The sequence below is a fragment of the Planosporangium spinosum genome (assembly GCF_049999945.1).
Taxonomy (GTDB): Bacteria; Actinomycetota; Actinomycetes; order Mycobacteriales; family Micromonosporaceae; genus Planosporangium; species Planosporangium spinosum.
Genome location: NZ_JBLYUB010000046.1, coordinates 17,318 through 37,249, shown reverse-complemented (window position 1 = coordinate 37,249; position 19,932 = coordinate 17,318). Strand labels below are relative to the sequence as shown.

11 protein-coding genes and 2 pseudogenes are annotated in these 19,932 nt (G+C 67.7%); 6 read left to right on the top strand and 7 right to left on the bottom strand.

Annotation, left to right across the window (positions count from 1 at the left end):
* Positions 1–705 precede the first annotated feature (705 nt).
* Both ACNTMW_RS33145 and ACNTMW_RS33140 read left to right on the top strand, forming a co-directional pair.
* Positions 706–1,046, top strand: a pseudogene (locus tag ACNTMW_RS33145) (transposase); the annotation flags it as partial.
* Positions 1,047–1,223: 177 nt separating this feature from the next.
* Positions 1,224–2,414 carry a cellulase family glycosylhydrolase gene (locus ACNTMW_RS33140; RefSeq protein WP_426638011.1) on the top strand — a complete coding sequence of 397 codons (1,191 nt, stop codon included), beginning with the start codon at positions 1,224–1,226 and terminating at the stop codon, positions 2,412–2,414.
* 8 nt (positions 2,415–2,422) lie between these two features.
* Here ACNTMW_RS33140 and ACNTMW_RS33135 read toward each other — a convergent pair whose 3' ends face one another.
* A complete protein-coding gene (locus tag ACNTMW_RS33135; protein WP_426638010.1) occupies positions 2,423–2,578 on the bottom strand; it encodes an IS3 family transposase in 156 nt (51 codons plus the stop codon).
* Positions 2,579–2,667: 89 nt separating this feature from the next.
* Entirely contained in the window at positions 2,668–3,480 is an 813-nt protein-coding gene (locus ACNTMW_RS33130; protein ID WP_426638009.1) for an SCO4651 family lipoprotein, read from the bottom strand.
* 190 nt (positions 3,481–3,670) lie between these two features.
* Here ACNTMW_RS33130 and ACNTMW_RS33125 point away from each other — a divergent pair, with 190 nt between their 5' ends.
* Complete coding sequence (locus tag ACNTMW_RS33125; RefSeq protein WP_426638008.1) at positions 3,671–4,216, top strand: hypothetical protein; 546 nt, start codon at positions 3,671–3,673, stop codon at positions 4,214–4,216.
* Positions 4,217–4,376: 160 nt separating this feature from the next.
* Here the strand turns inward: ACNTMW_RS33125 and ACNTMW_RS33120 are convergent, their stop codons facing one another.
* Positions 4,377–7,913, bottom strand: coding sequence for a ricin-type beta-trefoil lectin domain protein (locus ACNTMW_RS33120; RefSeq protein WP_426638007.1), 3,537 nt, complete (start codon positions 7,911–7,913; stop codon positions 4,377–4,379).
* Between the two features lie 480 nt (positions 7,914–8,393).
* Complete coding sequence (gene rph / locus ACNTMW_RS33115; RefSeq protein WP_426638006.1) at positions 8,394–11,021, bottom strand: rifamycin-inactivating phosphotransferase; 2,628 nt, start codon at positions 11,019–11,021, stop codon at positions 8,394–8,396.
* Positions 11,022–12,349: 1,328 nt separating this feature from the next.
* Between rph and ACNTMW_RS33110 the strand changes: the two genes are divergently transcribed.
* The 3 genes and pseudogenes from ACNTMW_RS33110 to ACNTMW_RS33100 all read left to right on the top strand — a co-directional run.
* Positions 12,350–12,919: a hypothetical protein gene (locus ACNTMW_RS33110; RefSeq protein ID WP_426638005.1), complete on the top strand. Its 570-nt coding sequence runs from the start codon at positions 12,350–12,352 to the stop codon at positions 12,917–12,919.
* Between the two features lie 654 nt (positions 12,920–13,573).
* Positions 13,574–15,901: a beta-L-arabinofuranosidase domain-containing protein gene (locus ACNTMW_RS33105; protein ID WP_426638004.1), complete on the top strand. Its 2,328-nt coding sequence runs from the start codon at positions 13,574–13,576 to the stop codon at positions 15,899–15,901.
* Positions 15,902–16,977: 1,076 nt separating this feature from the next.
* Positions 16,978–17,208: pseudogene (locus ACNTMW_RS33100) on the top strand (ISKra4 family transposase); the annotation flags it as partial.
* Here ACNTMW_RS33100 and ACNTMW_RS33095 read toward each other — a convergent pair.
* From ACNTMW_RS33095 to ACNTMW_RS33085, 3 genes are all read right to left on the bottom strand, one after another.
* Entirely contained in the window at positions 17,181–18,464 is a 1,284-nt protein-coding gene (locus tag ACNTMW_RS33095) for an MFS transporter (RefSeq protein ID WP_426638003.1), read from the bottom strand. The pseudogene ACNTMW_RS33100 and the gene ACNTMW_RS33095 sit on opposite strands and share 28 nt — an antisense overlap.
* A gap of 50 nt (positions 18,465–18,514) precedes the next feature.
* The gene (locus ACNTMW_RS33090; RefSeq protein ID WP_426638002.1) at positions 18,515–18,796 is read right to left on the bottom strand and encodes a hypothetical protein; all 282 of its coding nucleotides are present in this window, start codon (positions 18,794–18,796) and stop codon (positions 18,515–18,517) included.
* Positions 18,797–19,019: 223 nt separating this feature from the next.
* Entirely contained in the window at positions 19,020–19,703 is a 684-nt protein-coding gene (locus tag ACNTMW_RS33085) for an integrase core domain-containing protein (protein ID WP_426638001.1), read from the bottom strand.
* Positions 19,704–19,932 lie beyond the last annotated feature (229 nt).

Sequence of the window (19,932 nt, the reverse complement as noted above, 5' to 3'; positions counted from 1 at the left end):
GGGTCATCGCGTACTCCGTCCTCTGGGTGTTCTTGGTCGTTCACACAGAGACTCACGCGATGACCCTCTTCATGTCTGCGATACGCCGAAGTGGATCAGCTTCTACACCACTCGGTGGGACGCAACCGGGTCCGCGGTGGTCACGCGGCATGTTGGTACTCATGGAGGATGCCGCCGAGGCGATCGCGTCGGCGGATGTCGAGTTGGACGAGCCGGTCAGGTTCGACGATCGGTTCGGGTAGAGGGTGCAGGGGCGCGGGGAAGCTCTACGGATGGCTTTGTCCGTCACACCATCGTCTCGACATGTCGACGTCTATGGCCAGGAGTGCTCTGATGCCGATGAGTCATCCGACTGACCCCGACTTCCGCGTGTGTCAGATCAGTTTCGATACGCTGCTCGAGATCCAGTTGGAGGCGGAGCGCCGAGGGTGGGCGACTCGGTGGACGTCGGTGGATGCACTCCGCAGTCAGGTCAAGGACGACGCCGTCGTCCTCCAATCGTTGATGCGCGAGGAGCGAGGAGGGGCTGGGCGGGCCTACCGATGCGTCGTGCTGTTCTCGACCGTGGACGGCCGGAATGCTGGTGGAGCTGCCACGATCGACCTTGATCCGGCGAGGTTCGAATCGCTCGAACGAATCGACCGAGACTTGGACGTCCGGACGGCGCTCGTTCGGATGTTCTCCCTTGCAATGGGCGGGATATCGATCCGGGTACCTCGCCCCGACGATGGGCGACCACGCACCCGACCCGACCGGTACTGGCCGACAAGGCGTACAGTTCCCGCGCCAACCGGGCGGAGCTGGGCCGACGCGGCATCCCCGCCACCATTCCGATCAAGGCCGACCAGGCGGCCAATCGGCGCAAGAAGGGGTCCAAGGGCGGCCGACCGCCGAGCTTCGCCCCCGAGACCTACAAGCAGCGCCACGCCGTCGAGTGCGGCATCAACCGACTCAAACGCCACCGCGCCGTGGCCACTCGCTACGACAAGCTCGCCGTCCGCTACCAGGCCACACTTCACGTGGTAGCGATCAACGAGTGGCTCTGAACCGGGCTTATGAAACGCGGCCAAGGTGGATTGGCGGCCGAGCGTGACCGACGCGATGACCGGCAAGGTCGAGTCCGTGGAACGCCATCTCGGGGCTCCGGCCACCGGGTAACCGCGCCACCCCAGGGTAGCTGCCACAGTAGATCCGCTCCGCCCAGGCCCCCCTCGGAGGTGACTATGAGAAGAGGACTGCAGGCGGTGTACGCCACGCTGCTCGCGCTCCTCGCCTCGCAGCTCATCCTGACGCAGCCCGCGCACGCGGCCACCGGCCTGCGGGTCAAGGACGGCCGGCTGGTCGAGGCCAACGGCAACGACCTCGTCCTGCGCGGCGTCAATCACTCCTACAGTTGGTACGTCAACCAGACCCGCGGGGTGTTCGCCGCCGCCAAGGCCGCCGGGGCGAACACGGCGCGGCTGACGCTGACCAGCGGCCATCGCTGGAAAGCTACCACGGCCGCCGACGTGTCCTCCGTCATCTCGCTGTGCCAGCAGCACCGGCTCATCTGCATCCTCGAGGCGCACGACGCGAGCGGCTACGGCCAGCAGCAGGGCGCCGCCACCCTCGACCAGGTCGTCGACTACTGGATCAGCATCCGCGGTGCGCTCGCCGGACAGGAGAACCACGTCATCCTCAACGTCGCCAACGAGCCGTTCGGCTACCACATCACGAAGACCTGGACCCGGGACACGATGCGGGCGATCAGGCGGCTGCGCGCCGCGGGGATCCAGCACACGCTCATGGTCGACGCGCCGGACTGGGGCCAGGACGACTCGTTCACCATGCGCGACAACGCCCCGAAGGTGCTGGCCGCGGACCCGGCCCGCAACACCGTCTTCGACATCCACATGTTCGGCACGTTCAACACCCCCGCGAAGGTCCAGTCATACCTCCAGTCGTTCGTCGCGCGCCGGCTCCCCATCGTGGTGGCCGAGTTCTCGAGCAACCACCCGTACGGCAAGCCCGCGGCCGACGCGGTCATGCAGTACGCCCAGGCGTACCGCGTCGGATTCCTGGGCTGGTTGTGGAGCGGTGACACCGAAGCGGCCTACCTGGACATGGTGAACAACTTCAACCCCAGCCTCCGCACCCCGTGGGGCGTCCGGTTCCTCACCGGCGTCAACGGGCTGCGTACGAACGCCCGCGAGGCGACCGTCTTCGGCGGCGCGGCGAGGCGGGCGAAGCACAGGTGGAACTGGTCCGACCTCTGGCCGTGGTGGATGGCGCAGGCCGCCGCGGCCCGTCCCGTCCCCGTGGGCGCCCCCCTCACCCGCCGCCGTCGGCGTGCACCCGAAGACCCCGCGCCTGGCGGCGGCCGTGCGGGCCCGGGACCCCGGACGCCGACGCGGACTTCGTATGGGGTGCGCTAGCCGAGTGCTTAATGTAGACGGTCGTGGTTGTAGTAGGCCAGATAAGCGAACACGGCCCAGTGGGCCTGCTCGCGGCTGGCCCACACACTGGCGCCGATCTCGGTCTTGAGGGTGGCGAAGAACGAATCGGCGGCGGCGTTGTCGAAACACGACCTAGACGGCACCCGTCAAGGTAGCCACCAAGCACGAGCGCGGCGCTACCGGCGACTGAACGAGTCACCGATAGCGCCGCGTCACGCGGCCAAGATCGGCTTTAGGCGCCGGTCTGCAGGCCGGGAAGGTTGTGCATGAGATCGGCGAAGTCCACGGTGTCCGACGCCGGCGGCGCGACCACCGACACCGGCGTGCCGTAGTTGGAGTAGTCGCCGGTGATGTCAGTGGTGCCCATCACGGTGTGGATGCGACGCGGCTGGTACTTGTCGTCCACCCACACGTCAGTCGTGATCTCGGTGACGCCCTGCGCCGACAGCTGCTGCTCCACGGTCGAGCGGGACGCGGCGTCCAGCTGGTCGAGGTACTTGGCGACCGGGGCCGTCCCGGCGTAGTGGACCGTCTTCACCCCGTCGACCTGTTCCTGGCCGACCGCGGTGATGGCGCCGCTGGCCAGCAAGGTGCGCACCTGCTGACTCGGGTTGACGTTGTCGAGCTGCTTGGCCATCGCGGCGCCGCTCGCGCCGGCCTGGGCCAGGTCCATCTTCATCCAGCTCTTGCCGCCCATGCTGGCCCGCTCGCTGGCCGGTAGCTGCACGTAGAAGACGGAACCGAGCATGCGCACGGTCGTCTCGCCCATACCGTCGACGGTCGCGGTGATCTCCGCCTGCAGCGGCGAACCGTACGCGATCACGCCATGCTCGCTGATCGGCTTACCGGCGACGGTGCCCTTGCCGGTCACCTCAACCGAGGTGGACTTGCTGGTCGTGTCCACCATCTTGCGTACCGTACCCATGGCGTCCTTGGCCATGAGCGTGAGAACGTCGGGCTGCTGCTTCGGCGCCGACGAGGAGGAAGCCTGCTTAGGCCCACACCCCGCGGTCAGCACGACCGCGCCCGCCGCAACGGCTGCCATCGTTACCTTCGTGAGTCGCCGCACGTGTAATCCTTCGGTCTAGTTCCGGGGCATCGCACGGTAGCGCAGGCGATCAATCGCCGCTGTCACATTAATGATCAATAATGACCGCCATGAGGGGGACAGCTGGCCGCAGCACGGGGGGTCGGGCAGGTCGGGGCTGTCGGAAGATCGAGTTAGGGGAGAGGGCATGAGCTTGCACTATCACCTGGCGGTCGAGCTGGAGCTCGCCGGCGACCTCGACCCGGCCGACCTCGATACGGTGCGCTGGCTGTTCGGGCTCACCGACACCCGACCGCCCGTCGCTCCGGTCACCGACCCGCTGGTACAACCCGAGCACACCGACACCGACGGCTGGTGGCGAGCCCCAGGTGGTGCCTGGGCACGGCTCGTGCACGGCCGCCGGCCGGCGCCGGCGGGATCGACGCAGGTCGGGTGGTCGGTAGCGGCCCGAGACGTGCTGCTCGACGACCACTTCTACGCAGACGCACCGGCCGTCCTGGGCCGGCTGGCGACCCGCAGCAGCACCCAAGGGTTGATCGCAACCGCGCGCGAGGAGATGGACCTACTGCCGAGCTGGCTGTTCTACGCCTTCGCTGGTCAGGCCTACCTGCTGCACGAGGGGGAGTTGGTGCCGTACGAGGGGGAGTTGCTGCCGTCAGAAGACGCACGGCCGGCGCCCCGGCACGTCCGCTCCGAGTTGGACCGGCTATCCGGCCGCAACAACGCAACTTGACATGAGCCCTGTTATCGACGCCTGAAGCGACCCCTGCCCGCCGTCGCTTACCGAGCACCCGTCGACGTCGGCCGCGTCCTCCGCATGCGGCAACCATCTGCGTCGCGGGCACGTGGTGCCGGGCACGAGCGGCCACGCGCGGTGGCGATTCCGGCGAACGTCAGCCGCTCAGGCGGAACTTCTGCGTGGTGGAGTTGTTGCAGTCGTAGATCTGAAGTTGGCCGGCTGGTTGCTGCTTGTCGCCGGTGCTGTCCAGGCAGCGTCCGGACGGTGGGTTGTAGAGGGTGCCGTCGGCTCGGGTGACCCATTGCTGGGCGCCCGATCCGTTGCAGTCAAAGAGTTGTACGGGTGTGCCGTTGGCGGTGCCGGCATAGACGATGTCGAGGCACTTGCCGAAGGCGCGGATGCTGCCGTCACCCGGGGTGTACCAGCGCTGGGCGTCGGTGCCGTTGCAGGGGTAGAGCTGGACGCGGCTCGCCGACGACGGGTCGGCCTCGGCGATGTCGGCACACAGCCCGCCCGGGCCGGTGATGGCTCCTGGTGGCAGTCGCCAGACCTGGCCGTCGGTGTGGAGGCAGTCGTAGAGCTGCAGTTGGGCGGCGCCCGGGGCAGGGTTGGAGTCGGGGACGTCCAGGCAGCGTCCGGACGCCGGGTTCAGGAGGGTTCCGTCGGCGCGCCGGGTCCAGGACTGGCCGGCGTCGCCGGTGCAGGATGCGATGGTGACCGGTGTGCGGTTGGCGGTGCCGGTCGCGGTGAGGCATCGGCTCAGCAGGCGTACCGTGCTGTCGTCGGCGTAGCGGGCCTGCTGGGCGGCGGTGTGGTTGCAGGTGTAGACCTGGACCGGCTGGCCGTCGGCGGCCACGCCGCCACGGACGTCGAGGCAGAGGCCTGCGACGCCGACGACCTCACCGGTGGTCGGGTTGTCGGCGGCGGTTCCGGCCAGCGTGACGGTGTGCGCCGAGCCGACCGGCAGGTTGCCGGTGGTGACGGTGACCGTCCGGCTGTTGCGGTTGTACGTCCACGCCGTCTCCGGCACCTGCACTCCGTCGACGAACACCGCGATCGGCGCGGCGCTGTTGGATACCCGAAGGGTGTACGCCCGGGCGCTCGGTGCCCCCGGGTAGCTGCCGGTGGTGGCGCCGACGGTGAAGGTGCGGGAACGATCGGCCCAGGACAGCGGGGTCGTGGTGGACTGGCCGGACTGGTAGCTCGTGCCCTCGCCGGCGTCGCCGTACAGCCCGAACGAGCCGTCCGCGCCGGCGGCGACGTCGACGGTGAGTTGGGAGGCCACGCTCTCCGCCTGGTTGTCGACGTAGTCGGTGCGCAGCGGCACCAGGCCACCGGCTTTGATCAGGACTGGCATCCGGGACAACGGGGCGGTGATGGTGACCGTCGCCGGTCCGGTGTAGGTGGTGCCGACAAAGTAGTCGGTCCACGTGCCCGGCGGCACCCACACCGACACCGAACCGTTGCCGCTTGCGTCGTTCGGCGTGGTGATCGGGGCGACGAGCAGGTTATCGCCGTACAGGTACTCACTGGTGGCGGCGTAGGCCGCGTCGTACGCCGGGTAGGAGAGGTACAGCGGCCGGACGATCGGCACGCCGGTCCGGTTGGCCTGCCGCGCCATCGTGTAGGTGTATGGCACGAGCGCCTCCCGCAGCCGCAGGAACCGCTCCGCGCTGGCCTGGGCGGGCCCGGGGTAGTCCCATGGCAGCCGGTCGCCGTGGTCGGAGTGCAGCCGCAGCACCGGCTGAAAGGTGCCGAACTGCACCCACCTGGCGTACAGGTCGTCGGGCAGATGACCGCCGTGGAAGCCGCCGATGTCGTGGCTGACGTTGGAGATGCCGGCGGCGGCCTCGTCAGCGGTGAATTTCACCTCGTAGGCGAGCCAGTCCCAGGTCGAATAGGTGTCGCCGGTGAACTGCAGGGAGTTGCGCCGCTCGGACCACGGGCCGACCGCGAAGTTCGTGCTGTCGCCGGTGCCGTACTCGGCGCCACCGATCCGGGAGAACGCGAAGCCACGCAGGCCGCGCGCGGTGTCGTGGCCGGCGTACGCCTCGTTGATCAGGTTGTCCGGTCCCACGTGCGGGTCCGAGGAGATGGACGCGCCGCACCCGCCGCAGTAGTCCAGCCACCAGGCCCGTACGCCCTGCCGCTCGAACGGCACGTGCAGCCCCTGGTATGCGGCGAGCTGCGCCGGGTTCGCCCAGTCGAAGTAGTGGGTGTGCCCGTCGGGCTGAACCGGCAGGCCCCCGGCGGCGGCGTTGGCGGCCGGGAACTTCGGGTCGCTGTCGTCGATCGCCGGGTGGATGTTGAGGGTCACGGCGAGGTGCTCCCGCTTCGTCCAGTTCAGGAAGGCCTGCGGATCGGGGAACAGGTCCGGGTTCCAGTTCCAGCCGTCCCACTCGACGGGCTTCTTCCAGTCGGTGTCGACGACCAGCCAGTCGATCGGGGTGAACGAGTTGCGGAACCCGGGTAGCAGCGTGTTCTGGTAATCCGTGACGCTGTACCCCCAGAACCGGGAGAACCACACGCCGTACGCCGACTCCGGCAGCAGGTTCGCGCCACCGGTCAGCGCGTTCAGGTCAGCCAGCGCCTGCCGGTAGTCCTGCCCGTAGCCGAAGAAGTAGCCGTCCTGGTACGCCTGGGCGCCATGGCCCGGGCGGTCGGTGAGGCGGTGGTCCGCGCCGAGCAGGGCGGTGCGGCTGTCGTCCAGCAGATACCAGCCACCGCGGTTGAGTACGCCGGGATGCTCCGGCGCCGGCAGCGCGGGCAGGTTGTCCAGCGACCGGGACCAGCCGCCCAACTGGTTGGTCGGGCCCGCGCCGTATCCGGTGGTCAGCAGGTCGGTGACCGGCGCCGGGTAACTGGCGGTAGAGGTCGGGGTGACGGCGAGGCTGTCGAGATTGACCCGGCCGGAGTCGGCGTCGTCCTGGACCACCGTGACAGTGTTGGTGCCGGCGCGCAGGCTGACGTTTACCGCCGCCGTCGACCAGGCATCCCAGGAACCGGCGGCCGGCAGCGTGAACCGCGTCCCGGCGTCACCGTTGACGTGGGCGGTCAACGTCCGGGTCGTGCTCTGGTTGTCACTGCCGACACTATTGGCGTACCGGACAGCGAGCCGCCAGATACCCGAACTCGGCACATCCACGTCGTACCGCACGCCACTGCCGGCCCGCTCATACCCGGCGACGAACCCCGTACCGGTGTACCCGGCGTGGTCATACCCGGTGGATGCGCTCCCGGTCAGCAGTGCGTCCTCGGCCTCACAGACCGTGGAGACCGGACAGTAGGACGGGAACGCCGGGTGGGCCGTCGCGTCGCTCGCGGTGATCGCCACCGACAGGTTCCTCGTAGTGAATGGACCACTGTCGCGCCGATACCGCAGGGTCAGCGCACTCGTCCGGATCTCGCGGTAGCCGTCCGACGTCACGGTTGTGGTGTATGCGGGCGGCGGAAACGAGCGGTTGACCGCGTTGAACGTCGTGGCATCGGTGAACTGACCGTCGCCGGCATACTCCATCCGGATCAGCGTCGGCGTCAGCACCTGGAACCGGGCGTTGCCATCCGTCACCGCCGCCGCCCGCACGGCCGCGCCCGCCGGCGCCGGAGGAACAACGACCACGGCCGCGGCTGCAGTCGCCACGAGGCTGACCACCGCGGTCGCCGGCCGGGACGTGAAACCTGGAAGGCGCATGACACACCTCGCATGCCGCAGGGTTGGCGCCCCTCCATTTGAGCATCGAACGAATTCAATGTAAACGCTCTCTCGGGCCGGGTGGGCACGGGCGTCCTGAGTCGACACCGCCCACAGGTGGCAGGCGCCGAGTAGGCCCAAACAGCGAAGGTCCCCGCTCAACGGCCGCTTGATCAGGTGGCGACGAGGGCGATGGAGAGGATGGTCCTCCTCCCCGCGCGGAAGTGGTCAGAGCTGTCCGATCAGCCGGAACAACCACCATGTCGGTGACGCCGCCGGCTGCTCGCGATGCTCAGCGAGGGATTCACCCACCGGGCCGCCTCCGGCGCAGCAGGACCTTCACTGCGTCACGTGTAGTTGGGTGAGGACGGTGCGGCGCCGACGCCCGCGCTCTGCGGCAGATCCGGGTGCCGAGCAGATCAAAGCCGCTCGGAAAATATCTGCTTGGCAGGCAGACGGGCCTTCTCGATGAGCGGTCAGTCAAGGCAGAATCTCGACGTACCCCTCGCTTCCGTGTACGCGGATCCGCTGCCCATCGGGAATCAGCCGGGTGGCATCCACCACACCGACGACAGCCGGCAGGCCGTACTCCCGTGCGATCACGGCGCCGTGTGTCATCAATCCTCCGACCTCCGTCACCAGGCCCGTGATGGCGACGAACAGAGGCGACCAGCTCGGATCCGTGTGGGCCGTGACGAGGATGTCACCCGGTTCGAGATCAGCCTGGGCCATGTCCAGGATGACGCGGGCACGCCCTTCGATGGTCCCGACGGAGACCGGTAGGCCGATCAGGGCCCCGGCCGGCACGTCGTCGCGTCGGTACGCCCCGGCGATGACCTCGCCGTCCGATGTCAGCACCCGGGGCGGCGTGAGCGCGTGGTACGACCGGAACGCCTCCTTGCGCTGCTGGATCAGCTTGTCATCGACCCGGTTCGAGCGCACGACGTCGTGGAGCTCGGAGAACGTGAGGTAGAAGACGTCCTCCTTCTCGGGGAGCACGTTGGCCCGCACGAGGCGTTCGGCCTCTTCGAGCAAGGCCTGCTTGTAGACGAAGTAGCGGTTGACGATGCCGTACTTCGGGAACTCCCGGTAGCCGATAAAGGTCCGGACCCGGTCGATCATCCGCTTGGTCTCGTTGGCCTTATGCTCCCCGTCTGGCAGGGCCCGCAGGTGCTCGAGCACCTCCTGCGCCTTCCTCTGCGCCTCCTGCCGTCCTTGCTCGGAGCGCCGCTTGGCAGCGCCCGGCTCGAAGTTCCTGACGTTGTCGAGGATCACGGGCACGAGCGTGCTGGGGCGTTCGCGCCAACGCGGCCTCGTGATGTCGATCTCGCCTACGCAGCGCATGCCGTACCGGTCCAGGTAGGCCTCGATGGCGTCGCGCGCTTCGGTCCCGCCCGCGAACTTCGGCAGCTTGTCCAGGAATTGTTCGCCGTTCCGCTCGCACGCTTCGCGGAAATCGTCGTCCTCGACGCTCTGCAGGAACGCTACTACCTCCGGATACGGACGGATCACGTCGGCGACGTCGAGCAGCGCCAGTCCCATCTCCGACGTGACGTTGCCGGGAGCGGACAGCGTGAGGGTGTCGGCCGCGTTCTTCTCGCCCAGCCATTCCCGCAGCTGGTCGTTGAGCCACCAGGTGGCCTCCATCCCCGCCATGATCGCCTGCATACTCAGTGGATCACTGAGGACTCGCTTGTGCTCCTGAAAGGCCTCCAGAAGAAAGTCGAACAGCGCCGGCCCGGTCAACGTCGCGATGTCGCGCCGCAGGGCGGCGATGGAGGCCTGGCTGCGCTCGATCAGCTCGGTGACGATGGCCGGATCGGTCTCGATCGGGGCGGACGCGCCGCCGACCGGCGGCCCACCGGGACCCCCGTCGGGGAGTGCCGGGATGAAGTCGCTGCGGTCGAGGACGGTCTCCAGCGCGTCCCTGGTCAGTGGATCGGACCTCCCCACCATCTCCAGGAAGCCGGCGCGACTGGCCGGTGAGGCCAGACGCATGGTGGCGTCGACGAACAGTCTCCCGCCGGCCTCGTGCATCGGCGCCATGGCCGTCAGCTGCCACACGGAGAGCCCCAGTGGCTTCATCGGGTCGGTCATCATCTGCTGGTGACCAACGGAGAGGTAGACGTGGTTCTCCCGGTCGCGGGCCGCGGGGACGGGGAACAGCGTGGTGATTGGCCGGCTCTGCAGGATCTGGAAGTCATCGTCGACCAGGCACCATTCGATGTCCTGCGGACGGCCGAAGTGCGCTTCGATCCGCCGGCCGAGCTGCGCGAGCCGCACCACCTGCGTATCCGTCAGCGCCGGCTGCTCCTGCCGCTGCGGGTCGATCGCCACTTCCTGCGTTCCGCCCGTCGGCAGGGCGTGGATGGCGAGCTGTTTGACGGCGATCGACTTGGCGACGACTTCGCCGTCGCGCACCTTGAAGACGTCCGGGTTCACCAGGCCGGAAACCAGAGCCTCGCCGAGGCCGAAGCTGGCGTCTACGGTGACGACCTTCCGGTTTCCCGTGACGGGGTCGGCCGTGAACAGAATGCCGGCCGCATCCGGGAAGACCATCTGCTGCACGACCACCGCCATATGGACCGTACGGTGGTCGATGCCATTCCGCAGGCGGTAGGCCACGGCCCGCTCAGTGAAAAGCGACGCCCAGCACCGGGTGACGTGCTGGAGGACCGCGGCCGGGCCCACGACGTTCAGGTACGTGTCCTGCTGGCCGGCGAAGGAAGCTGTCGGCAGGTCTTCTGCCGTTGCGCTGGATCGCACGGCGTAGGCGGCATGCTCGCCGAGCTGGGTGAGCGCGCGGGTGATCGCCGCCGCGAGGTCGCCCGGGATGGCGATCCCTTCGATGGTCCGGCGGATCTCCGCGCTGAGCGTGCGGATCATCTCTCGGTCATCGGGGTTCAGGCGCGACAGCTGATCGAGCCGATCGCCGGACGGCGCTTCCGCCACGATCCGCCGGAAGGCGTCCGTCGTCACGCAAAAGCCGGCCGGCACGCGGATGCCATCGATCCGCGACAGCCCGCCCAGGTGCGCGGCCTTGCCGCCAACGACCCCGACCTGCGTCTGGTCAACCTCTCGAAGATCCAACACGTACTGCTCGATCATCGCGATACCTCCGAGGCAGCCGCGCTCCGTTGCACTGCACTGGCCGATTCGGCCACCGGCGCCTCGAGCTGTGCCGAACCTCTTGTTGGGCACGTCCTCATGTCCGGCTGGCTTCCCTCTGACGAGTCGGCCGGCCGCTGCGCCCGGTCGCGCACCCCCCGTACCTCCGCGTCAAGCGCCCGCAACCGCACCGCCAATCTCATCAACCGTTCACCGTCGCTGAGTCCCCATACCTCGACAACACGCCCACGCAGTGGTCCCCATTTCCTCGTCGGTGTTGTGTCCGGCCGCCGATTCTGCGGCAGGACCCGGGTCTTGCCGCAAGCCCCCCGGTGCGCTATACGTTAGAAGTGGCAGGGAGCGGGATCTTCTTGCCTTTACTTTTGTCGTCCGCCGTGGGCCGTGACCGCCGCTGCGCCGAACATCCGGTCTGTACACGGGGCTGTCAATCAAGCGGCTCTGGCACGAAGACCGTGGTGGGTGGCCCTCATTGGTCAGTGGAGGTGCGGCAGGCTGACGCCGGTGTCGCTCCGAATTGGCCAAGCTGGTGTTCCCACAGCTGTCCGCGATGGTGGTCGATGACGTGATCGATCAAAGGCGCGGTAGGTTGCCAATGGTGTACAAGATCCTCGGTGAACAGGAGCCCTGCCTGGCCCATCGCCGGCCGCCTTGTGCTTGTGCGTAGATCGAGCTTCTGCCGCATGGTGCGGGATGGAAGATGACTGTCCGCCAGTTCGACGTCGTTGCACCGGCCGACGCTAGGGGAGCGGATCACTCAGAAGTAGGCCGAGCGGGTACGGGCCCGAGCGCAGCTGCGCACCGTGCCGAGCGGGCTGACGACCCGACCCCCGTGAGTCGCGAGGCGATCGCCGAACTCGTCGAGAGGCGCTCGGGACCATCGTGGTGGCGCTCGCCGAGGCGGATCCGGTCGACAGGGCTGAGGTGTACCGGCAGCTCGGACTGCAGTTGACCTGCCACCCGGAAACGCAAACGGCGTACGCCGAGATCGACCTCGGGGTACGCCGTGGGGAAACCGTTGGTGTCCGAGGGGGGACTTGAACCCCGAAAAGCGGCATACCTGCCGAAAGCAGGTATGCATGCGCAGGACGGTAGCCGTGGCCTTCACGGCGGTCAAGTGGCTTCAATCGTGCCCCTGGCGGCGGACGAACTCGGCTTCACCACGACGGGCCGGATTCTGGGATCGTCGCAACACCTGGTCAACGACTACTGAGGTCTTTTCAACCTGAGCAACCTCGACGATAGGGATCACGTGGACAGGGCGGTGGCGCCGCCCAAGTTCATTCGGTCGCGTCATCGACAATGCCGGTATGTCTTCACACGAAGCCTGGTGGATCGCGCTGAGCCCGCAGTTGCGGGACCGAATTGACGAGCTGCTGTGCGCACGCCGACTGATCCAGGCCATCGCCCTGCTGCGCCAAGAGGGTGGTCTGCATCCAGTGCCCGGCCTGCATGAGGCGCAGGACATGTTGATGGAGCGTCGCGCTGAGCTGGATCGGCAGGGCCTCGTCGAGCCGGAGGTGCCGCCACCCACGACCGGTCAGCTGATCGAACTGGCGGCCAACATCGCCGCGCCGGTCGTCGCCGTGGAGGCCCTCTGGGATGGCGACACCCAGGGCTGGTACGTTGACCTCGTCGTGATTGTGTCGCGGTCCAGCCGCCACCACGATCGCTTCGACGAGGTGCCGTTGACCCGGCTCCGGTATGGCAGCGACATACGCCTGTTCAACGGCCAGGTGCCGCCCTGGCCAGAGGCGCAGCAGGCGACCGAGCAGGGGCAGGCCGTCGCGCGGCATCTCGGCGTGCCCTTCCACTTCACCAGCCCGGCAGTGCCGGACGTGGACCTACCTCGCTGGTGGGACTCGCAGCCAACGCGGTGAGGCCTGTCCAATCGGGGGACTGTCCGCGGACAGTCCCCAACGGCTATGGCGGGAACTACGACCTGTCGAACTTTGCCGACCGCGGAGAGTGCTGTCCGTGACGTTCTCCTCGCGTGTGACCTGGGACGTCCTGTGCTCGTTTACTGACCGGGTCCGGCACGTCCGACCTGTCGGGATGTCGGCGCGGGGGCACCTGGCTCGCGGTGTGGTGGTCGGGGATTTTCGTGTTCAGGAAGTCAGGCTGGGTGATGGGAGTCGAGCGTGGACGATTCTCTTCCCCGGAGGGCGTCGTTCACGGGGAGGCGGACCGGTTCCTGCGACGGCATGACGGTTCAGGGACGCAGCGCACGTACGGCTACCTATTGGTAGCTCACCTTCGGTGGCTGGATCGGGAGTGCCTACCGCTGGCCGGCGTCAGCCTGTGATCTTGAGCGGTACAAGGGCCTGGTCGGGTGCCGAGGTTCGGATGCCGCTGGGTCGGCCGTGGCGGGAGGGCAAACGCCTCCGCCGCGCCAGCCACCTCTCACGCCTCGAACTCGCTCTCGCAGCCTGAACGGCGAATGACCAGGAGAGTCGTGTCATGGTGACAGACGTCGATGTTAGCGCTAACATTCGAGTGCCTCCTAACCTGTTCGTCCTTGAGAGGGGTGCCGGATGTCCTCGTCGTTGAGCCGGCGGCGGTTGCTGCAGGCCACCGGTGCCGCGGCTGTCGCCTCCGCCGTGGTGTCCGCCACCAGGTCCGGCACCGCATGGGCGGCTGATGTGGCGCCGGTCCGGCCCGAGGCGGGGGTGTCGGCGTTCGCGTTCGACCTCGGGCAGGTGCGGCTGACGACCAGCCGCTGGCTGGACAACCAGAACCGCACGCAGAACTACCTGCGGTTCGTCGACGTCGATCGCCTGCTGTACAACTTCCGGGCCAACCATCGGCTGTCTACCAACGGCGCGGCCGCGGGTGGCGGGTGGGACGCGCCGAACTTCCCGTTCCGGGGCCATGTGCAGGGGCATTTCCTGTCCGCGTGGGCGCAGCTGGCGGCCGTCGCCGGCGACACGACGTGCCGGGACAAGGCCACCTACATGGTGGCGGAGCTGGCCAAGTGCCAGGCCAACAACGGCGCCGCCGGGTTCAACGTCGGGTACCTGTCCGGCTTCCCCGAGTCCGACTTCACCGATCTCGAGGCGGGTCGGCTGTCCAACGGTAACGTGCCGTACTACTGCGTACACAAGATGCTGGCCGGTCTGCTGGACGTGTGGCGCTACCTGGGCGCCACCCAGGCCCGTGATGTGCTGTTGAGCCTGGCGGGGTGGGTCGACTGGCGTACCGGTCGGCTCGGCTACACCCAGATGCAGTCGGTGCTGAACACCGAGTTCGGCGGCATGAACGCGGTGCTGACCGACGTGTACCAGTACACCGGGGACTCGCGGTGGCTGACCGCGGCCCAGCGGTTCGACCACGCCGCCGTGTTCGGCCCGCTGGCGGCGGGCCAGGACCAGCTCAACGGGCTGCACGCCAACACGCAGGTACCGAAGTGGATCGGGGCGGCGCGTGAGTACAAGGCGACCGGTACCACCCGCTACCGCGACATCGCCACCAACGCATGGAACATCACGGTCGGCGCGCACAGCTACGTGATCGGGGGCAACAGTCAGGCCGAGCACTTCCGGGCGCCCAACGCCATCGCGGCATACCTCAACCAGGACACGTGCGAAAGCTGCAACACCTACAACATGCTCAAGCTGACCAGGGAACTGATCACGCTGTACCCGGACCGCGTGGACCTGGTCGACTACTACGAGCGGGCGCTGCTCAACCAGATGATCGGCCAGCAGAACCCGGCCGACAGCCACGGGCACATCACGTACTTCAGCTCGCTCAACCCGGGCGGCCGCCGCGGTCTGGGCCCGGCGTGGGGTGGTGGCACGTGGAGCACCGACTACAACTCGTTCTGGTGCTGCCAGGGCACCGGCCTGGAAACCCAGACGAAACTGGCGGACTCGGTCTACTTCTACACCGACACCACCCTGATCGTGAACCTGTTCCTGCCCTCGGTGCTCAACTGGACCCAGCGCGGCATCACGGTCACCCAGACCACGTCGTACCCGGCCAGCGACACCACCACGCTGACGGTCACCGGCAGCGTGGGCGGGACCTGGTCGATGCGCATCCGCATCCCGAGTTGGATCAGCGGGGCGACCATCAGCGTCAACGGCACTGCCCAGGACGTGACCGCCACGCCCGGCAGCTATGCCACCCTCGCCCGCTCCTGGGCCTCCGGCGACACGGTGACCGTACGCCTGCCGATGCAGGTGACCATGCGGAGGGCCAACGACAACGCGAACGTCTCGGCGGTCACCTACGGACCGGTGGTCCTCGCCGGCAACTACGGCAACAGCGCGCTCAGCGCGCTGCCGACGATCAACCCGGCCTCGGTCACCCGTACCAGCAGCAGTGCGCTCATCTTCACTGCTACCGCCAACGGCGCGGCTGTCAACCTGGTGCCCTTCTATGACGCGCAGGGCTTCAACTACACCGTCTACTGGAACGCCAGCGGCCAGGGCACCGGCGCGACCTACCGGCTGGTCAACGTGGGCAGCGGGCTCGTGCTGGGGATCCAGAGCATGTCCACAGCGGACGGTGGCCGCGCGCTGCAGTGGTCCGACTCGGGTACCGCCGACCACAACTGGGAAATGGTCGCCGACGGCGGCGCTGTCCGGTTCCGCAACGCCAACAGCGGCAAGGTACTCGGCGTCCAGGACATGTCGACCGCGGACAACGCGAACATCCTCCAGTGGTCGGACAACGGCACCGCCGACCACCGGTGGACCCTCGTCGACCTCGGCGACGGGACGTACAAGATCCGGAACGTCAACAGCGGGAAGCTGCTGGCCATCCAGAACAACTCCACCGCCGTCGGCGCATTCGCCGTCCAGGACTCCGACAACGGTACCGCCGACAACCGCTGGCGAATCGTACGCAACAGCTGATCCGGGCAGCGGCCGATGCCGGTGTCCCCCTAAGCACATGGCAAACGGTGCCGGGCTTGCGACGTGTAGCAAGCCCGGCTGAAGGGTGCAGTTCGGCGGATCGGGTGTTCAGCGAGCGATGCTGTGGCCCGGCCGGATGTGATGACGTCAGATCCGGCTGACCACAAGGCCTTCGGCAGGCCTTGTTAGCTACATGAGGCCGAGGTTGCTGTTCGATATGGGTGCGGCTCTGTTGAGGTGCGGCGACACGCGGTCTGGCCTGGGGTTGTGTGACTGGTTGTGATGATGGCGGGCTCCTTCCCGCTACGTTCGTCGGTTGCGAGACGCGAACGTCGACAAGAAGGAGCCCGGTGCAAGAGTACGCAACCGAGGCGGCGGGGGATGCATTCGCCGGATCGTACGCACGGCTCGGCGCGTTGGCGGACTGGATGTCTGGTGAGCGGGCGGTGGAGGCGACCCACGCTGAGTTGGAGGACAGGCTGCACACCGAGGGGATGCAGTTGTTGTGTCAGCTGTTGCAGGACAGGCTGGATCTTCGGGCCAGCAGGGAGCAGGGGCTGCCCGGCGTGGTCGACGCTGACGGTCGCCCTCGCGGGTGGGTCGAGGCGGACCGGACCCGGGTGCTGGCCACTCGCTTCGGTGAGGTGCGAGTGTCTCGGGTCGCCTACCGTGCCCGCGGTAGTACTGACTTGCACCCAGCGGACGCGGTGCTGAACCTGCCGGTGGAGAAGCACTCGCATGGGCTGCGGAGGCTGGCCGCCCTGGAGGCGGCCCGAGGGTCGTTCACCGACGCGGCCGCGGCGATCGAGCGGGCCACCACGGTACGGGTGGGTAAACGGCAGGTCGAACAACTGGCCGCGGCGGCGGCGGTCGACGTGGACGGCTTCTACGCCGCTGCCACGCCCGGACCGCCGCGCGTCGGTGAGGTGCTGGTGCTCAGCTTCGACGGCAAGGGGGTGGTGATGCGCCCGGCCGGGTTGCGGGCGGCCACCGCCAAGGCTGCGGGTTCACGCAAGCTTTCCGCCCGGCTGTCGAAGGGCGAGAAACGCAACCGCAAAAGGATGGCCGAGGTGGCCGCCGGTTGGCCGATCGCCACCGGCGTCATCGAGGGCGCCTGCCGCCATCTGGTCAAGGACCGCATGGACGTCACCGGCGCCCGCTGGGGACTCGACGGTGCCGAGGCGATCCTCAAACTCCGCGCCCTGATCAGCAACGCAGACTTCGACCGGTACTGGGACTGGCACTTAGCGCAGGAACAACAACGCATCCACAACGGCCGCTACCGCGGCAGAGTCATCCCCCGGTAGACAGTCTCCTCACGAGAGCCGCACCTTGCCAGGGCGCGGTTGTTCAGCACGGGATAGAAGACCAACGTCACCAGGATGAGAAAAACACCACCGGCGACGTACGTGACCTGGACGGCGAACAAGCTAGCGAGAACGCCGCCGAGTCCCGCACCAACCGGCCCCCCAATCATTACCACCAGTCTGCTCGACGAGAGCACCCTCCCCAAGAGTTCATTAGGCACGATCTGCTGGCGCAATGTGCTCACCACGACTTTCTCCGCGGTCATCAGCGCACCGGTCACCATCATCATCGCGGCCGCAACCCACGCATTGGCGACAAGTCCCAGAACCAGAATGGCCGCGCCCACGCCGGCTTTGCCCGCGAGCATCACCGTGCCGGGGCCGAATCGCTTGCTGGCGGCCGCGGCGGCCAGTCCCCCGACCGTCGCGCCGACCGCGGTGGCCGTCAGCAACAGACCGAAGCCGAAATCCGGAAGTTCGAGGACCTCCTTGGCCAGCAGCGCGAGCATCGCGAACTGAGCGGTGGCGGCGACGTTGCCGAGACAGGAAACCGTGGCCAGCGCGCGCAGGGTTCGGTTCCCGAACAACCACCGAATGCCCTCGACGATTTCGCTCCGCACGCTCTTGCGCGGTGCTTCGGACGTCTCCTTCGGCTTGGCGTCCGTCCGGATCGAGAAGATCAACAGACCGCTGGCGGCGAACGAGAGAGCGTTGCCGGCGAACGGCAGGAAGTTCCACACGCCGAACAGCGCGGAGCCGAACGGAGGCCCCACGAAGTCCTCACCGTTGCTCTCCGCCGCGACGATCCGCCCGTTCGCCGTTGCCAGGCTCCGCGGATCCCGCGACACGAAGTCGGGAATGGCCGACTGGGCGGCGATGTCGAAGAAGACCTGGCCGATGCCCAGCAGGAACGCCGCGAGCACCAGCCACACCAGGTTCACCTGCGCGGTCAGGATCAGCACCGCGAGAGCGACCAGGATGGCGAACCGGCCCAGGTCGGCCCACACCATCACCCGCCGGCGGTCCAGCCGGTCCACCACGACACCGGCGTGCAGCGAGAGCAGCACCCAGGGAATCTCGGCGGCCATGACGACGAAGCTCAACGCCATCGGGCTGCTGGTGCTCTGCAGGACCAGCAGGGGCAACGCGGCGGCGTGCATGCCGGTGCCGATGGCCGACACGAGCGTGGCGCCGAAGAGTCTGTGGAAGCGACTTCCCAGTCTCACCTTGGCGTCGTCAGATTCCTTCGTGGGCACTTCGAGAATTCCTCCGGCTAGACTTTCGCAACAGAAGACTCCAGCGCTGATTACCGTGCCGGGCCGTACCGCGCGAACAGGTCCGAGAAGATTTTCCCGATGCTCAAAACAGGTTCCACGTTCATCATCTTCTCGTGCTCACAGTCGATCGAGTAGGTCTCCACTCCTCCCTGGGTGAGATCAGCCCACCACGGTCGCGACCGGTCTGCGGCGTCCTGAGATCCCGCCGCCTCGATGCTGACGACTTTTCCACCGAATTTCCGCGACTCGTGGGCGTCGAGAGCCGAACGCAGTGATCGGCCATCGCCGACAGTTTGCGACGGATGGTGCACCGGACTCCTTCTTGTCGACGTTCGCGTCTCGCAACCCGAACGTAGCGGGAAGGAGCCCGCCATCATCACAACCAGTCACACAACCCCAGGCCAGACCGCATGTCGCCGCACCTCAACAGAGCCGCACCTGTTCGATATCGGCGGCCGTGGGTCTATCTCGGCGTTGAAGCAGACACCTGTGCGTACGCCGAAGCCTCGACGGCGGGGTGACGACCGGCGTTGGTCAGGCGGCGTGGCGGTATTCGTGGATCAGTCCGCCGAGCACGTCCGTCCGTTCGACGTGCGGAAGCTTTTCGATCCTGGCGGGCGGCGGCTCTCCTGTGGGGACGGGTACCTCGAGGTCGATGCCGCGGTGTGGGCGGGCGGTGTTGTAGTGCCGGATGTAGTCGGTCGGGACGCGTTCGAGGTGGCGGCGATTCCAGACGAGGATCCAGTCCAGGCACTCGGCCCGCACGGTGCGCACCCAGCGCTCCGCATAGGCGTTCGCCTTCGGCGCCCGTGGCGGTGTCTTGAGCACCTGGATGCCGACCGCGGTGAACACCGCATCGAATGCCCTGGCGAACTTGTCGTCGCGATCGCGGATGCGAAAGCGGAACCGGTGAGCATGGTCGTCGAGGTCCATCAATAGGTTGCGAGCGGCCTGGGTCACCCACGTGCCGGTGGGGTGGGCGGTGACGCCAGCCAGGTGCACCCGGCGGTGCTCCAGTTCAATGATGAAGAACACGTACAGCATGGTCTGGCCGACCGTCTCGACGGTCAGGAAGTCGCACGCCAGCGTGCCGGCCGCTTGGGCACGTAGGAACTGCGCCCAGGTCGAGCCGCCGCGTCGTGGTGCCGTCCGAGGCGGTGGCGGCGCAGCATGGTGCGCACCGAGGTCGCCGATACCCGTACGCCGAGTTTGCGACACTCGCCGACAATGCGCATGTACCCCCAGCGCGGGTTCTCGCGAGCCAGCTGCAGCACGAGGTCAACCACCTGTGGGTCCAGCCCCCGCTGGCGTCGACCGTTGGTGGATATGTCCACCGTCGGCGGACCAGCTCGCGGTGCCAGCGAAGCAGCGTCGACGGCGTTACCAGGAAGATGGGCCAGCGATCGCGGGGTAGCAGCTTGGCCAGGGTCGCGAGGTTCATCCGGCC

What these genes read in the sequence shown, in the direction of transcription:
- ACNTMW_RS33140 (WP_426638011.1), top strand. Translation starts at nt 1,224, where the DNA reads ATGAGAAGAGGACTGCAGGCGGTGTACGCCACGCTGCTCGCGCTCCTC.
- ACNTMW_RS33130 (WP_426638009.1), bottom strand. Translation starts at nt 3,480, where the DNA reads ATGGCAGCCGTTGCGGCGGGCGCGGTCGTGCTGACCGCGGGGTGTGGG.
- ACNTMW_RS33125 (WP_426638008.1), top strand. Translation starts at nt 3,671, where the DNA reads ATGAGCTTGCACTATCACCTGGCGGTCGAGCTGGAGCTCGCCGGCGAC.
- ACNTMW_RS33120 (WP_426638007.1), bottom strand. Translation starts at nt 7,913, where the DNA reads ATGCGCCTTCCAGGTTTCACGTCCCGGCCGGCGACCGCGGTGGTCAGC.
- rph (WP_426638006.1), bottom strand. Translation starts at nt 11,021, where the DNA reads ATGATCGAGCAGTACGTGTTGGATCTTCGAGAGGTTGACCAGACGCAG.
- ACNTMW_RS33110 (WP_426638005.1), top strand. Translation starts at nt 12,350, where the DNA reads ATGTCTTCACACGAAGCCTGGTGGATCGCGCTGAGCCCGCAGTTGCGG.
- ACNTMW_RS33105 (WP_426638004.1), top strand. Translation starts at nt 13,574, where the DNA reads ATGTCCTCGTCGTTGAGCCGGCGGCGGTTGCTGCAGGCCACCGGTGCC.